The sequence below is a fragment of the Cryobacterium sp. Y57 genome (assembly GCF_002929505.1).
In the GTDB taxonomy this organism is placed as follows: Bacteria; Actinomycetota; Actinomycetes; order Actinomycetales; family Microbacteriaceae; genus Cryobacterium.
Genome location: NZ_PJJL01000060.1, coordinates 1 through 14,303 on the forward strand (window position 1 = coordinate 1; position 14,303 = coordinate 14,303).

Sequence of the window (14,303 nt, forward strand, 5' to 3'; positions counted from 1 at the left end):
TCACCACAGCGACCGGGATTCCCGTGTTCTTCTGCGACGCGTACTCGCCCTGGCAACGCGGCACCAACGAAAACACCAACGGACTTCTTCGTCAATACCTCCCCAAGAGCACCGATCTCAACCTGACCGACACCACGCGACTTGCGGAGATCGTGACCGAACTCAACAATCGCCCCCGTAGAGCTTTAAAGCGGCAGACTCCTCACGAGGTCTTCAACGCCGCAATCGTTGCATTGACCGCTTGAAACTGTCGGCACAAATGGCCCCATTTTCAGTCGGCGTTCACACTTGTCAGCAACGGTTGAAAAATAAGCCGGAATCAACGGTGAAAGGCAAGGACAACGCTGTCGAATGCCTCCGCGTGCTCCGCGCCGCTCGCAGCTCAGCGACGCAGGCCTGCACCAGCTCCATCAACGAGGTCACGGGAATCCTCGTCTCCGATCCGGACCAAGTGCGCAGCCTGTTTCGCGCACTGTCTCGCCCCTGGTTTAATAAAGGTTCGGTGCGGCCCGTTGCATCTGGGTGGTGACAATCGGTGGGGTGTCGTTGCCTTCGGCTTCGATGGGTGGAATGTGGCCAAGCTTACCGCCGAGGCGTCGCTGGTTGAACTAATCGAAGTACTCAGCCACGGTGATCTCGCGGTCGTTGACACCGTCTGGCGGTTCACTTCGCGATGCAGAAGACATCGCTGACGATTTCACCCTTCGTACAGTGAGGCTACTTCACGTAGGAGAACAATCCGATCATGCCGCGTTCGGCGTGGTATGCGTTGTGGCGGTGGGCGATCCACTGTCCGGGGTTGTCGGCGTCAAATTCAAACGTGGCGGTTTCTTTCGGGCGGACGATGACGGTGTCTTTGCGTGCGTCGTTATTGGTCAGTTGGAAGCTGTACCCGTGCAGGTGCGTGGGGTGCCACATGGTGGTGTCGTTCACCATCTTGACCTGGACGCGTTCATCCAGAATGATATCAAAGGCGTCCGCAAACGGTTTCTTCACGTCGAAACGGCGCCCATTGGTGCTCCAGCCGTAGTTTCCATGCTGCCCGTTAGACGCCTCGTGTGGATGCGATCAGGCTTTTTGCTGGAAGGGAGCACGGAATCATCTGCTGTGAGACGGCCTCCGTCGGTGACTATTCTGTCCAGGGTTGACGGAAGCGTGGCAGCGACGGGGGCGGTGCCGCGGCCGGTTCTGATGAGGCCGCAGGCGCGGCCGTCCTTCTCTTCGGAAATGGCCAGAAGTGGCGTGTATCCGTCCTGACCGGTGAGGATCGCATCGATCCGTTCGCCCATGCCAAGGACAACCGCGTCGACATCCTGGTGCTGTACTGGGAACCCATCCTTGTGCGTCAGGGCTATCTTGTGCCCCGGCACACCGACCCGGTAAGCAGTGTCTCCGGCCGCATTGATGATCCGCAAACGAATACGGTTGCCCGGCCGGCTTTGGAATATTTCAGTATCCTGCGCGGCACGACCATTGAACAGATGGGCAAGTACCCTCAAAGATTCGGTCCGGTCCCGCACCCAAGCGATGACGCCCGTTATGCCGGAACCGGCCGCAATAGTGCGCGCGGCCGTGGCTCGGCGAGGGTCTGCAGCCCATGAGCCGAATTGGCTGACTGTAACAGTATTTCGATCCAGTCGCGGTTGACCACCGGGCTCTTACTGCCGAAGTATCTATAGGAAAGAGAAATACTCGGATGCACCCAGACAGTGCTGCGGCCTGCCCCGACGAAAGAGTCGTCACGCCACGAGAAGTAGAACGCTTCTCCGCGTCGCAGCTTGGTTCCGATCACGATCTGAATATGCGCGAGCAACCGATCCTCGAAATCGACGGTGATACTCGAATCGTACGTAAATTTACCCAAGATCCTGCCCTTGATCGGTCATCGTCGTTGACAAGCGCAAGCCGGATCGCATGAACTAAAAATTTCTCCCCCGTGCGTTCGGGTTTACGCAGTGTGTTACTAGATAATAACGAGACCAACTCAGCAAAACCTCCAAATAAGAATGTTTTCGCCCCAATTTTGGGCTTACTTTTTCCGGGTTGACATGCTGGGCGGCCGATCCTGGTGTCAGGCGCGTGCTTGGCGGTCACATCGCACGATAAGACCCATCCGCGCAACATGAAAAGACACCGCGCACATCTCTGAGACACCTGGCACGAATTTGCATTCGATTCTTGTCGACCTGATCGCGCTGCATCTGCAGGTCGATGAAATCGTCTGAACAATCGGCTGAACGCTTTCGAGCCCTTGACCTGCAGCCCGACGGACGCATTGAAACCGTCGCCGCGACCACCTACTTGCTGAGCTTTTTCGCCAGCAAGGTTCTCACCACGGACGCGGTCAACTTCATCACGGAACGTCTGAACCTCATGGAAGCACCATGCGGGCCGTGCATGATGACGTCTACGAGGAAAATCCCACCAGCGCGGATATTTTGCACCTTTTCATTAAGAAGTTAGAGCAGTGCGCCTGGATGATCAGCGCTGAGAATCGGCAGCCGCAAGCGGCGGTGCTGACCTAAGCCCAGACCGCGACGGCTTTGATCTCAACGACCTAATCCGTGTTGTGGCCAAGGACAGTGACTGTCCGAAGCGTATTCGGTGCTTCATCCTTCCTCAATGCCTCGCAAGCGAATGCCTAAGCGGCCGGGGGTCCCTCTGATGAAAAGATGTAGCGCGAACGCAGGCGCGCAGAAGACCCTCCAGTCCTGCTCTGCGCGCCCCGCTTCCTGGACGAAGAAGACCACTTTTTTCAAGAACGCCCTGTCCATTTGACCCTGATGCGCTGGTTAGGGGTGATGTGGTCGCGACAGAGTTGCGCTCACACCACAGTAGCCAACCTTCAGCCTCTGCCCGACTTCCAGCCCGGTCAGGCTAATCCGTTGTCCCATTGTGCTGGGGCCGCCGTTATCGGATTATTCGTGACGGTATCAACTGCGTCCTCGGGTCCAACCCGATACTGAACCATCATGTCGTGATCTTCATGCACGGTGTTGTGACAGTGAATCATGTACCGTCCACGATGTGGCCCGAACTTCATCAGGAGCTTCACGTTTTCATTCTCGCCGACGTAGACAACGTCTTTCGGACCCTTCTCATATGCGAATGGAGCCCGACCGTTTCGGCTGAGAATTTGAAAGTCGATCAGGTGTAGGTGCATGGGGTGAAACCAGCCGCCGGCGTTGTTGGCAAATTCCCACACCTCAACCGCGTTCAGTTCTGGATTCGCCAACACTTCACGGAAGTTGCTGGCAACGACTTGCTCCCAGGTGTTGCCGTTCACGGTCCACAAACCGTTATTGCGGTTGACCCGGAAGGAGCGCTGGACCGTCGCTGCGGAAGGCTTGAGCGACATGACCTCGCAGGGGGCCAGTTGCACGGGAATTGTATTCCAGGTGGGATCGTTCGTGTTCACCGGGTCCGGAACGACGTCGAAAGCCATGATCGACTTCGTGAATTCGTAGTCGACATTGTTTTTGTTCGACAGGTTGCGCAGCTCGATCCGTTGGCCTGGCGTGTATTTACGGAAATCGATCAGGATTTCATAGCGCTCGGCCGGGGCGTGGCGCCAGCTCGCCACGGACTGGGATACCGGCATCAGCCCGCCGTCGGTGGCGACCATCGTCACAGGATCGCCCGTGCTGAGGGTCGGACGCAGTGATCGAGAAAGGCAAGCGTTGAGGACGCGGAACCGGTATACGCGCTTCTTGACTTTCATGACCGGCCACGGCCTGCCGTTGACCAAAATCACGTCACCCCAGAGACCAGAGTGGTCGTTACTGTCATAACCAAGTGATCCGTCGACGGCGAACATGGCGTCATTGATGGTCAGGGCTACGTCGAATTCTCCTTGGGGAAGGAGCGCTCGTTCGAGCGGATCGTGCATGTGGTACTGCGCGGCTAGGCCCGAGTAGACGTTGAGCGCGGTGTTGTGCACCGCATGATCGTGATACCACACAGAGCGGGCCGCTTGAAAATTCGGGTACAAGTAGTCCTTGCGAAATCCCGGATTCGTAATGTCGTTTGCGTAGCCGTCATATTGCGGCAGCGAGGCCGATCCATGCAGGTGCGTGGACGTGAACAACGGATGACCGTCGAGCGGGTGCTTGGCGGGTAACTGATTACGCACGCGCAGAACAGCCTTCGTCCCTTGATCGACGCTGATGGTGGGGCCAGGGAAAATACCGTTATAACCAAGAATCGGGGTCTTTAATCGGGGAAGAATAGTGGCACTGGCCGCCATCTCCGCGACGGTGTAATACTGCACGGGCGCCCCGTCAACGGGATCAACACCCGTTCGATCCGGTCGCAATATAGGCGCCTGCACGAATGGTGTTTGAAAGGGCCTGGGCAATTCACTTGGATCAAGAGCGCTAGCGGCTCCTGCTTCCGCCTTCCGCAGGGGAAGTGTCAACAAACCCACTCCCACCGCGCCTACACCACCTAGTAACAAAACCTGTCGCCGTGAAATAGTCATGATGCTAATCCTTTTTTATGCTGTTGGATTGGGCACGGTATAACGCATCGAGGCGGGAGGCTATGGATCTTTTCTTACAGAAGTGTGACGTCTGAAGCCGGGAGAAATTCAGGCATTATGGCTGTTCTCTGGTGCCAAGGCAATAGCTTCATCATGAAATTCAAATAACCAGGTGGCTCGGATGGTTTCGCCCTGTACGGCGGTCTGCCTGGCCGGGATGACCGTGGTGCCGTGGGAATAGCTTGGCCCAAACCCTCGATCGAGTACTGCTCAGCGGCAAATTTCAAGCCCTGAGGCTCCAGCATCGTCACCTTAGCTACCACCCTCACCCGGTGGATTACTGGGGAATCTTTCCACGCAACTCCGGTGTAGGCTCAGCCAGCATCTAACCGTGACCCACCAATGAGTTCCCGTCGATAATGCGCGCCACGCCCCCGTCAGCAACGACCACAGATACTCCCAGCGGTGTGCGGAGCTCCGTCCTGCTGGTGGAAAGAACAATGACCACTACGACTACGAGCAGCAATTGAAGAAACGAACTTACTGCCACCAGCCGGCCCCGGTGCTATCAACGCCGACCGAGAAGAAAACCAGTATTACCAACAGTTTCAAGCGGTCAATACAACGATTGCATAACATTTCGACCGTATCGCCCAGGATTCTAGAACTCGTTACATAGTTTGTCAGACGGTTTGCGTGGTGCAAAAGATCAGCGTGCAAGCCAAAGCGACGTGAATTAATCATGTTCCGCGGATGCTAAAACCGTAGCTTCTCAGGCGCAGTGGTCATTGACGTTATCTCGACAGCTACGTGACAGATTTCTTATCCATCAATTGTCTTGACATATCCCAATGAGATCACATAGATTTTAAGCGCTGCCCTAGACCTCGTCAGTGGATTCACTCACCACGTCGAGGGAGCGCTGTGCGTACACTTGCCATTCGATCGTTCGAGCCCGCATCGTGACCTCCGCCGAGACGGAGCCACGTTTCCCGACAAGTAGTATCGGCGGTCATCTGCTACTGGAGCGTGTGGCCGCGGGCGATGCACTCGCCTTCAGCTCCTTATATGACGCCTTCGTCGCCGACACCTATGCAATCTGTCTGTACAAGTGTGTGAACCCGTTGTCGGTCGATGAGGTCATGGCAAAAATATGGATCTTCATATGGAGGCATGCCGCCGAACTTAACGACCAGGCGGGTTCAACGAAATTCATCGTGCTTTCCACTGCCTGGACTGTCACCTCGCAGCGCGGCAAAAACTTCCCCCACCTGGATACCCTTGAGACCCGTTAGGCCGTTCGTTTTTCAGGCTAGGGCGCCGCGGTGGCAGTGCCGTGCTGAATCCGATTCAAAGTTGGTTCAGAAGCCGGATTCGGGAGGTGCGACCGCTGAAATTGGTCGGAAGGCAGCCCCGACCTCGGAGTTGATTCGAGGCTGTGTTACGACGAATCGGGCGCCGATGGACGGCGAGTTCTGGCACCAACCGCGGGGTACCGACTTGGCGTCCTGCGTACTTGCGTTTCACGGGCACATCTTTTGCGATGGCGATAGTGCGGGTTCTGTGACACTGCTTCGACACTCAGCGACCTCCACGTGCACACCACGGCATTGCCACGAAAAACTTTGGGGTGTTTTTTCTGAATTTTCATGACATTTGTGGACGAGGAAACGTCTCATTGGTGACTGCGTTACACACACCGACGATTCTGAGGAGCACATGCCGCAACGCAATACTCTCGTTCGAAGCCTGGTTGACGTCGGGTCGGCCGCCTGGTTCGGTGGTTTGCTGATGGGCGCGGTCGAGCTGAATGGTGCGGCTGCAACCGTGAAGGGTTCGACGGAACGTATTGCTGTGGCTACGACGGGGTTGAAAGCATTGGGTTCACGTGCAAATGGCAGCATTTGTCGCAGTCGGTATCGGCGGTGCGGTGTTGATTTGGGTAACACGGCCCGTCTTGCTGGCCAGCCGGAACAGCGGGTGAATACCACGGTGAAACTCATTCCCCTCGTCGCCATTGGATATTCCGTCTATGCGGGTTTTTTCGGCGGCCGGATGGCCGCGCACGTGGGCGAGGGTGCCCCGGGCATTACCGAGCCGTCCTCAATTCGCCAGCGGAACTGGCGTCCGCGCAGGCGCAGCAGCGTGTCTTGCAGTTGGTCACTGCAGCGTTCCCCCTGATCTTGCTGATTCTGGCAGCCCAGCAGAGGGGGCCGAGCGTCCGGTTGCAGGCCGGATGAAACTCACCACGAAAAGCTGACCGCTTCGCTCCGTTCCGGCCGCGTTCCGCGCGCAGGCCTCACCTTCCAAATGAAAAAGAGCCGTAATGACAAGTACTACTCGCAACATTGACGAATTGGGCGGGGTGTGGCCGGCCCGCATCACTAGCAACGAAGGGGCTTTAGCATCGTATCCCCAACAGGCACCATGCGCAGCCGACGATCTTGAAGTCCGCAATCTGTCCGATCACGAGTGGCGTGTGGGCGATCGGCGTTGCCACGAGAGGTCGCCAGCGAAGGTTCTTGGTTACATTGAGAAATGTGCTTCGAATTTTGAAGTCCTCAACCTAAAAGACCCACGACAAGTTTTCAGATTCGATCGTTTCGAAGCCGCGGTCGCCTCGTTTGCATCCGCCGTTTCGACATAGTTCGGGGTCTCTGTCGCATTGCTTACCGTTGTCATCATCGTCGCCATGACCGTTGGGCGAATTCAACCGGTCGTCGCGACGATGGGTTGAATGGGCCAACCCCCTATAAGCGCGCAGCTCGTCGGAAAAATTACCGCCACTAGGCGGGATTAATTCGCCCCCCGAATCGAACTTGTGACTTGTCCATCAGATGCTTCGAACGTCCACGCATTGCCACCCCCGACGACCCTCATGCTGGAAGGGTCGTGGATCGTTGTGACAACCGCCGTGTTCTCGTCAATGGCAACGACCCGATCAGCGCGACCTTTGGCGGCCACGGAAAGTGCCCGACCGAGGGTTCCGGCCTGGGGCACGATGATCGCACCGAAGGCGGCCTTGATTGGGGGGTACACGATGATTGGAACAGAAGTCTGCACCGAAGAATGGGCGGAGGGGCTGGCGGAGATAACACTGGAGGGTCTCGGAGCGACTGGCCTTATCGATCCTTCTCGCAAGCGCCCTGGGTTTTGGAATCTCACGCTATTCAGGTGGAATTTTGCGGATGCGCCACGGGTGACTCTCGACTGATCTCTTCGAGTTCTACCTCGATGCCGAGCGCCCTTGAGTCCAGCTTGAATGATGGGTTTTATGGTGCCAACACTGTCCGCCGTCGTTTTGTCTGTGAGCCGCAATTCCGCACATGGCTTTACGAAACGATCGTGTGAGACCGTCACGCTGCTGGAGGGGCTTGGTGTCGCAGGAGACGCTCACATGGGGAAGACTGTTCAACATCGTTCGCGAGTTGCCGCAGATCCCAGCCAACCGAACCTCCGTCAAGTGCACCTCATTCACTCTGAACTATTCGCCGAGGTTGCCGCCTCCGGGTTCAATCTTCGACCTGGGGACATGGGCGAGAACGTGACCACCGCGGGAATCGACGTTTTAGCCCTGCCCCGCGGTGCCCAGCTGCAGATCGGCCATGATGCGCTGGTCGAAGTCACCGGACTAAGAAATCCGTGTGCTCAGATCAATGCTTTCAAGCCTGGACTTTTGACGACCATGGTTGGACACGATGACAAAGGACGAGTGGTTCGCAAAGCCGGGATTATGGGAATCGTGCTGCATTCTGGAATTGTCCGACCAGGTGAAAAAATCACGGTCATTCTCCCGCAAAAGCCGCACCACGCGCTCGATCGGGTTTAGGAGCGGTCCGGTCAGTGAAATCCGTAGGGGAAACCTTGGGTGGGACAGCTATCCCGTTTCGGTAGCGGATGCCCTAACGCGTCGGCTGAGCCGCAGCGAGTGAGTTGCTAGCGTGGACATTACGACGCGCGTGTGACTGACGAAATGGGAATGGGCGTGCTGCGGCGATGCTTTTGCCATCGGCGATGAGGTCGACTTCGGTATCAAGACGCGAACGCCGCATGCTGCTCTCGCGGACATGCTCGGACCGGAACTCATCGCCACGGTGGACGCGATGGAGTCGCACCATGAGGAGGCGTTCACCGATCGTGTGCGCGGCAGGGTCGTCGCGGTACACGCGGTCACGCAAGACGTCATCGAGCGTCGGTCGCTGCGTCTGCCCGGCCACGGCGCGCCGCCCGAATCGATCATGCCGGCGGACGGCGACGAGTAGCCGATGGTCGGCCGCGATTTTGGCAATGGTGCGTTCCTGAGAACTTCGACCTCTCGATACATGATCGAGATCGAGCCCGTTGTGAATACAGCGATGTTGGCCCCGGCTCAGGGCGTTCGGCTGCGCATCGACGAAGAAGCCGAACCGCTCCCTAACGTCGGAGAGTTCGCTGTTCCACCGCCCGAGCAACGCCGACGCTCAGTGAAGGGCTGGCTCGTCGACGTCCAGGAGCACACATAAGGTGTCTGCTCGCGGAACCCTGATCGGGACAACTTCTGAGGGTCAGAAGGACTCGGATGCATGTGCCTTACATTCAGACCTGATAAGCGACTAGCTGAGCGCCCGCGCTTTGTCCTAGGAATTTGTGAAGTTTTCGCGGAAAGGCGCTCTCGTGCTCAAAACCGTCCTGCGTGAACTCTTTCGGTGAAACGAGACGTGTCATTACGTCTCTGTGATTTCATGTGTCATGATGTACTGACAGGTGAAAGGAGCATGACGTTGTCCCTAGAAGACGAAGTCGCCAGAGTTACCGCGATCGCTCACCCACAGCGTTATCGTATTATTGCCGCGCTCATGGGAGAGCCGCGTCACGTAAGTGAACTGGCCCGGCACCTCGGAATATCCAGACCCCTGCTGTACGTGCACCTGCAGCGTTTAGAAGCCGCTGGATATTTGACCGGCCGCCTCGAACTCTCCGATGACGGCAAGGCCCTCAAGTACTTTGAAGTTTTGCCATTCACCATCATCCTCAGCCCCGCTGCAATAGTCGCAGTAGTGGTATCGCACCCCGATCTTGAGATTCACCCAACTAAAGAAAGTAGCGAATAAATGCCCTGGTTTGCTTGGATCGCCATCGCTGGAATTGTTAGCTACGCAGCGTCCGAAATCGTATCTGCCGTGTTGAAAGCCAAGGCTAAAACAGAGGAATTGGGTGGCGCTGCCGAGCTCCGAAAGATCGTAGAGGACAACTCAGCGATAAACAGGGAGCTATTGGAAAAGCTCAGCTCTCTAGACGCACGGCTTGCGTCGGTCGAAAAGACTTTCACTGACATTCCTTAGCAGAATCATTCCGTGGACGAATACCGAGGCCGCACAACTCTAGATCTCTAGCGATACCTCAACGTCGGTGCGAAGCAGTCCTGGTGTCGTCTGTTGCGCGTCTCACAGTCCCGCAGGCCGGAGACTATACGGGCACGTTCGGACGCTTCAGGTGACTCGGCGTTGAGGTCCAGTGCTCGCGTCCGGCGGTAGAACGTTGCTCGAGACATTCCAAGATCGCAGATGCTGCTCCTCGTAGTATCGGAGCGATCGTGGGCTTGCGCCGGTTGCTCGGGCCAAGTCACCAATTCTCATCAGCCGTTTGCCCCTGACATTAGTGTCAGGTTTTAGTGTAGCGATCATGAGTACACACAAGAACGATTCTGCCCACGTTCTCCAGCTTCGCGTCATTGTAGAGGCAGAGGACTTCGACGCCGCTATAGCCTTCTACCGTGACACGCTGGGATTGCCCGAACAAGCTGCATTCGAAGGAGACGGCGACGCGCGCGTCTCGATTCTGGATGCCGGCCGCGCCACCCTGGAAATCTCAAACCCAGCCCAAAAGCGGATGATTGACCAGGTCGAGACCGGGGAACGCCAAAGACCCGGCATTCGACTTGCATTCGAGGTAACCGACGGGCGCGATGTCACCACCAGATTGGCTGCGGTCGGGGCGACCATCATTGGCGAACCACGCGAGACACCGTGGCGATCACTCAATTCCCGACTCGAAGCACCCGCCGGGCTGCAGATAACCGTGTTCGAGGAACTCGAGGGATTGCCCGAACGGGCACAACGTGCCGGATTCGGGACGGCCGATGCACGATAACGGCGAAGAGCAAGGTCGCCACCGATCTGCCAACCAACACTGGCCGCCGTGGCCCGGTCGAGGTGACTATCCCGTTGAACGCTTTCCTCCGAGCGCTCGGGGTTAGTGAATCTCGTGGTCAGGGTGCTGGGTGTCGTAGTCGGCTCGGGAAAGGCCAATTGTTTCGCGGTGGTCGAGTGATCAGTCGGCGAGTTGTTTGACGAGGTGCGTCAGGCTGCTGCCCAGCGCCTCCCGCTGAGGCCTTCAGCCTAGGGCACTCAGTGGAGGCTGTCTCTGGTGCTGAAGGGCTTGCCCACATTATGTCCACACTTGAAAAAATTCGGCATGATCCACGAGGCGTCGTGGTGACCGAAAACCGTTGAATTTACGGGGCAGTGGGCCTTCCGCCAAGCTATGACTGGGCGGGGCTTTGGGTTCAAATCCCACCGGTACATAGGAGACCGCGTCTCGCATCCTGGTCAGGGGCAGGGATGTGAGCATCGTCGGCCAAAGCCTTCGGATTCTCGGTGTGACTTGCAGCATGTGTTTTTACCGACCGCTACCATTCCGGTAGGCAAAGACGGCTGTAAGACATTGGGAGGCGTCAAAATTTGGATCGCTGCGTGTTTCTCGGAGCCAACGCATGATCGTATGACAAACATTTCCGAGGTCCGGACCAACTCCGGCATCCACGAGAGTCGCCATCGCGGTGTTCGAAGCGGAATCTGAGTCAATCGATTCGGTATCGACAAATCTCAGTTCTGACGCGGTCCTGGCGGTCCTCACTAGCGGACTTCGCGCTGGCAATTTCCTTGTAGAGGGAGGAAAAGCCCACGTGGACCAAATCAAGCTCCCTGTGCTGTACGGGCAGAACGGGGTCGTCCAGAAAAGCTTTGATGCTGATGCATTTCATCCCGAGTCTGGAACCGTGCTCGAAGTTGAAGCGGGGCGCGGCTATGCGAACAATCAATTCTTAAAAGACTTCTTTCAGGCCTGCATGATGCACGAAGCATGCCACCTCGTGATTGCTGTTCGAAATCACTACAGAAATATTCGCGACTACGACAAAGTCGTCAATGGTTCGACACGCTTTACACCTCTGGGCGGCTTACCCTTCCACTCGCGACAATTACGGTAATTGGCGATTAGATTGAGGGCGAAGTGCCTCCGAGCCAAACGGACTCACCCTGTCGCGGGGAAAGACGGTTTCACTTAAACCCGTCTTCTGAAACGTCGCCCATTCGAATACCCCAGTCGTCGGCTGCGTGTCGAGCCAGGCTCTCGTCGAATCGAAGGATGAAAAGTACCAAGAGTTCGGTGGCAAGGTGTCACTCAAGCGCCACGGTAGTGACGGCAAAATGTCTGTGGCCAGCAACCGAGAATATGGCCGTGCTGCCATCAGTGTCGATGACCGGAACGCCGAAGGCGAGGCGTGGAAGGTACGCGCTTCGTAGTCGATCATCACCTCAGCGCTCAAAGCCGCGGACGCTGTTGTCTGTTCAGAGAGCCCCATGGAGCAGGCGCACGCCGTACTGCCAACGACACTGTACGGTTCAAGAATCTTCTCAATGGACGCCCACGGGAAACAGAGTCGGTAAGTGAGGACTTGAGGCACACACGTCTATTCAACGTTTATTGTCCCGAGACCGACCGAGAAGGGACGAGACGTTGGGATAATGGTGAAGACATCTGATACAAGAACCTCCTGATCAGGTCGAGATAAGTCGAGATCAAACGAGGTATCAGTCCGCATTTGGTCCGGTCGAAAGAGCGCGCGGCGCAAACTGTTGGTCCCGGGTTCAAGTCCCGGCCGCCCTACTGTAAAATCGACCTGATCAAGGTTTTTTGTCTGTACCGAGAGGGCAAGACTTGATGCACTATACGTTTAGTCAAAAATTTCCTACCTTCTCTGGTTCTTGATAGTGCAGGTGCACGACCCAATCCGTGTCGTTGGAGTGACCTCGGTTACTTACGGGTTATCGATAGTGAACGACACTTTGGCCTGGAGCCAGTTCTAGCGACAAGTGAGCTTGCCGATTATCTCGTCGTGCAGGCGCAGGCGATCTACAATCTGCGCACCGACTGCCGTGCGCCCTCCGGCATTCGAGTCGGCCGGAAGATCCGCTACCGCGTTTCCGACATGCTGCGGTGGCTGGCCTCCACGAGCCGGAACCATCCGCTAGCGGTCACGAGCGGTCACGAGCGGTCACGAGCGGGCGCGTCGTGCGGGACCGATCCCGACCGGCCAGTTCTGCAGGAGTAGCCGTGTGCCGGCTCATCCACCCGGTAATCCACGATGGCCTGGACGACGGTCGCCGGGGAATCTACCGCGAGGATGTCTGCGCAAGCGGAACCCTGCTTGCGCATAAGAAAATGGTGTCGGTTCGCAGACAGTGCAGTTGCCCTTGTCGAGCTTAAGCGTAAGGTGTTTTTGAGAATGACACCTACTCCAATGTTCCATTCTGGACTACAGCCCTCCGTCCTTTGGAAGGTCTCCCGGAATACCGGCGATAGCATCCGTTTGTCAGGAAGAGCCGTCAGAGTGCGTGTAAACAGAGGCGCTAACGGTAATCATGAAAGGATTCGACATCATGAAAGTTGTACGATTTTCTGCTCCCAATACTGCCTTGGAGTTCGCCGAGTACGATCTTCCCGACGTTCTGCCCGGACACGTGCTCGTGAAGGTCGCGGCCAATGGTGTGTGCCACAGCGATGTCATGCCCGCCGCAGGCATGGCTTCGTCCTATCCCCGTGTTCCCGGGCATGAGGTTGCCGGGACCGTCGAGACCCTTGGGGAGGGCGTCTCGCAGTGGTCAGCGGGCCAGCGTGTGGGGGTGGGATGGTTTGGCGGAGCCTGCTTTAAATGCACCCCATGCAGGCGCGGGGATTTTGTTTCATGCATCGTGGGAAAGGTCACCGGACTGACCGCGGACGGCGGCTACGCTGAGTATCTGCTCGCCCCCGCCGATGCCCTTGCGACCGTACCTGACGCTCTCGCATTCACGGATGCGGCTCCGCTGATGTGCGCCGGAGTGACCACGTTCAATGCTTTGCGTAACAGTGGTGCTCGGGCCGGGGATGTCGTCGCTGTCCTGGGACTGGGCGGTCTGGGTCACCTCGGGGTCCAGTTCGCGGCCAAGATGGGTTTCGAGACGGTTGCGATCGCACGCGGCGCCGAGAAGGAAGCATTCGCCCGCGACCTTGGTGCCCACCACTACATCGACAGCACCATCAACGATGTCGCGGCGGAATTAAAGAAGCTTGGCGGCGCGCGCGTTGTCTTGGCCACCGTTACCGATGCCCACGCCATGTCTGTAACTGTCCCCGGACTCGAACCGAGGGGACAGCTGATCGTAGTCGGCGTCCCGCAGGAGCCCCTTGCTGTGAGTGCCGTGGACTTGGTGCTCGGTAGTCGTTCCGTCGCCGGGCATGCCTCGGGAACAGCGAAGGATTCAGAGGACACGCTCCGTTTTGCCGCTCTGACCGGCGTTCGCCCGATGATCGAGACCTATCCGCTTGAAAAGGCGGCTGAAGGCTTCGACCGCATGATGTCTGGTGACGCCCGATTCCGCGTGGTCCTAACCGTAGATTAACGAACTGGTAGCCGCTTTTACCGTCGGTCTCAGTGAGGCGGCACGGGCGTTTTTAGCGATACCTGGACTGACTGATCAAGGGTGGAATGGCCGTTGCTGTCAGCGATGGATGTGGGTGAATC

16 protein-coding genes are annotated in these 14,303 nt (G+C 57.2%); 11 read left to right on the forward strand and 5 right to left on the reverse strand.

Features of this window, described 5'->3' with window-relative positions; translation table 11 throughout:
* The coding region (locus CXY72_RS20025; RefSeq protein WP_233197670.1) for an IS30 family transposase at positions 1-245 on the forward strand (245 nt) is incomplete at its 5' end.
* A 472-nt stretch (positions 246-717) separates the two neighbouring features.
* On the opposite strand, the gene CXY72_RS05695 is transcribed toward CXY72_RS20025, so the two are convergent.
* The 3 genes from CXY72_RS05695 to CXY72_RS05705 are packed head-to-tail and all read right to left on the reverse strand — an operon-like array spanning position 718 to position 1,864.
* Positions 718-996, reverse strand: a complete 279-nt coding sequence (locus CXY72_RS05695; protein ID WP_104126733.1) for a multicopper oxidase domain-containing protein — start codon at positions 994-996, stop codon at positions 718-720.
* Complete coding sequence (locus CXY72_RS05700; RefSeq protein WP_158252497.1) at positions 993-1,499, reverse strand: hypothetical protein; 507 nt, start codon at positions 1,497-1,499, stop codon at positions 993-995. Before CXY72_RS05700 ends, CXY72_RS05695 begins: the two co-directional genes overlap by 4 nt.
* A 38-nt stretch (positions 1,500-1,537) precedes the next feature.
* The gene (locus CXY72_RS05705; RefSeq protein WP_104126735.1) at positions 1,538-1,864 is read right to left on the reverse strand and encodes an ATP-dependent DNA ligase; all 327 of its coding nucleotides are present in this window, start codon (positions 1,862-1,864) and stop codon (positions 1,538-1,540) included.
* Positions 1,865-2,384: 520 nt separating this feature from the next.
* Between CXY72_RS05705 and CXY72_RS20030 the strand changes: the two genes are divergently transcribed.
* Entirely contained in the window at positions 2,385-2,525 is a 141-nt protein-coding gene (locus CXY72_RS20030; RefSeq protein ID WP_233197671.1) for a hypothetical protein, read from the forward strand.
* 347 nt (positions 2,526-2,872) lie between these two features.
* Here the strand turns inward: CXY72_RS20030 and CXY72_RS05715 are convergent, their stop codons facing one another.
* The gene (locus CXY72_RS05715) at positions 2,873-4,480 is read right to left on the reverse strand and encodes a multicopper oxidase family protein (RefSeq protein WP_104126736.1); all 1,608 of its coding nucleotides are present in this window, start codon (positions 4,478-4,480) and stop codon (positions 2,873-2,875) included.
* 962 nt (positions 4,481-5,442) lie between these two features.
* Between CXY72_RS05715 and CXY72_RS05720 the strand changes: the two genes are divergently transcribed.
* The 6 genes from CXY72_RS05720 (at position 5,443) to CXY72_RS05750 (ending at position 9,570) form a co-directional block, all read left to right on the forward strand.
* A complete protein-coding gene (locus CXY72_RS05720; protein ID WP_104126737.1) occupies positions 5,443-5,775 on the forward strand; it encodes a hypothetical protein in 333 nt (110 codons plus the stop codon).
* A gap of 424 nt (positions 5,776-6,199) precedes the next feature.
* Positions 6,200-6,661, forward strand: coding sequence for a hypothetical protein (locus tag CXY72_RS05725; protein ID WP_104126738.1), 462 nt, complete (start codon positions 6,200-6,202; stop codon positions 6,659-6,661).
* A 1,081-nt stretch (positions 6,662-7,742) separates the two neighbouring features.
* Complete coding sequence (locus CXY72_RS05735; protein ID WP_255409256.1) at positions 7,743-8,309, forward strand: MOSC domain-containing protein; 567 nt, start codon at positions 7,743-7,745, stop codon at positions 8,307-8,309.
* Between the two features lie 136 nt (positions 8,310-8,445).
* The gene (locus CXY72_RS05740; RefSeq protein ID WP_370446220.1) at positions 8,446-8,742 is read left to right on the forward strand and encodes a DUF6578 domain-containing protein; all 297 of its coding nucleotides are present in this window, start codon (positions 8,446-8,448) and stop codon (positions 8,740-8,742) included.
* A gap of 60 nt (positions 8,743-8,802) precedes the next feature.
* Positions 8,803-8,982, forward strand: coding sequence for a hypothetical protein (locus tag CXY72_RS05745; protein ID WP_146071082.1), 180 nt, complete (start codon positions 8,803-8,805; stop codon positions 8,980-8,982).
* Positions 8,983-9,234: 252 nt separating this feature from the next.
* Positions 9,235-9,570 carry a winged helix-turn-helix domain-containing protein gene (locus tag CXY72_RS05750; protein ID WP_104126742.1) on the forward strand — a complete coding sequence of 112 codons (336 nt, stop codon included), beginning with the start codon at positions 9,235-9,237 and terminating at the stop codon, positions 9,568-9,570.
* A 378-nt stretch (positions 9,571-9,948) separates the two neighbouring features.
* Here the strand turns inward: CXY72_RS05750 and CXY72_RS20610 are convergent, their stop codons facing one another.
* Positions 9,949-10,191, reverse strand: coding sequence for a MerR family DNA-binding transcriptional regulator (locus CXY72_RS20610; RefSeq protein ID WP_370446217.1), 243 nt, complete (start codon positions 10,189-10,191; stop codon positions 9,949-9,951).
* Between CXY72_RS20610 and CXY72_RS05765 the strand changes: the two genes are divergently transcribed.
* From CXY72_RS05765 to CXY72_RS05785, 3 genes are all read left to right on the forward strand, one after another.
* Positions 10,142-10,609, forward strand: a complete 468-nt coding sequence (locus CXY72_RS05765) for a VOC family protein (RefSeq protein WP_104126744.1) — start codon at positions 10,142-10,144, stop codon at positions 10,607-10,609. The two genes, CXY72_RS20610 and CXY72_RS05765, sit on opposite strands and share 50 nt — an antisense overlap.
* An 814-nt stretch (positions 10,610-11,423) precedes the next feature.
* Positions 11,424-11,726: a hypothetical protein gene (locus CXY72_RS19205; RefSeq protein ID WP_146071083.1), complete on the forward strand. Its 303-nt coding sequence runs from the start codon at positions 11,424-11,426 to the stop codon at positions 11,724-11,726.
* A 1,453-nt stretch (positions 11,727-13,179) separates the two neighbouring features.
* Positions 13,180-14,181 (forward strand): alcohol dehydrogenase catalytic domain-containing protein, encoded by a 1,002-nt coding sequence (locus CXY72_RS05785; protein ID WP_104126793.1) that lies wholly within the window; start codon positions 13,180-13,182, stop codon positions 14,179-14,181.
* The last annotated feature ends 122 nt before the right edge of the window (positions 14,182-14,303 follow it).

Bases quoted from the DNA above. Each gene is read 5' to 3' on its own strand.
- CXY72_RS20030 (WP_233197671.1), top strand. From the start codon at position 2,385: ATGCGGGCCGTGCATGATGACGTCTACGAGGAAAATCCCACCAGCGCG.
- CXY72_RS05715 (WP_104126736.1), bottom strand. From the start codon at position 4,480: ATGACTATTTCACGGCGACAGGTTTTGTTACTAGGTGGTGTAGGCGCG.
- CXY72_RS05725 (WP_104126738.1), top strand. From the start codon at position 6,200: ATGCCGCAACGCAATACTCTCGTTCGAAGCCTGGTTGACGTCGGGTCG.
- CXY72_RS05735 (WP_255409256.1), top strand. From the start codon at position 7,743: ATGATGGGTTTTATGGTGCCAACACTGTCCGCCGTCGTTTTGTCTGTG.
- CXY72_RS05745 (WP_146071082.1), top strand. From the start codon at position 8,803: ATGATCGAGATCGAGCCCGTTGTGAATACAGCGATGTTGGCCCCGGCT.
- CXY72_RS05750 (WP_104126742.1), top strand. From the start codon at position 9,235: ATGACGTTGTCCCTAGAAGACGAAGTCGCCAGAGTTACCGCGATCGCT.
- CXY72_RS05765 (WP_104126744.1), top strand. From the start codon at position 10,142: ATGAGTACACACAAGAACGATTCTGCCCACGTTCTCCAGCTTCGCGTC.
- CXY72_RS20610 (WP_370446217.1), bottom strand. From the start codon at position 10,191: ATGACGCGAAGCTGGAGAACGTGGGCAGAATCGTTCTTGTGTGTACTC.
- CXY72_RS05785 (WP_104126793.1), top strand. From the start codon at position 13,180: ATGAAAGTTGTACGATTTTCTGCTCCCAATACTGCCTTGGAGTTCGCC.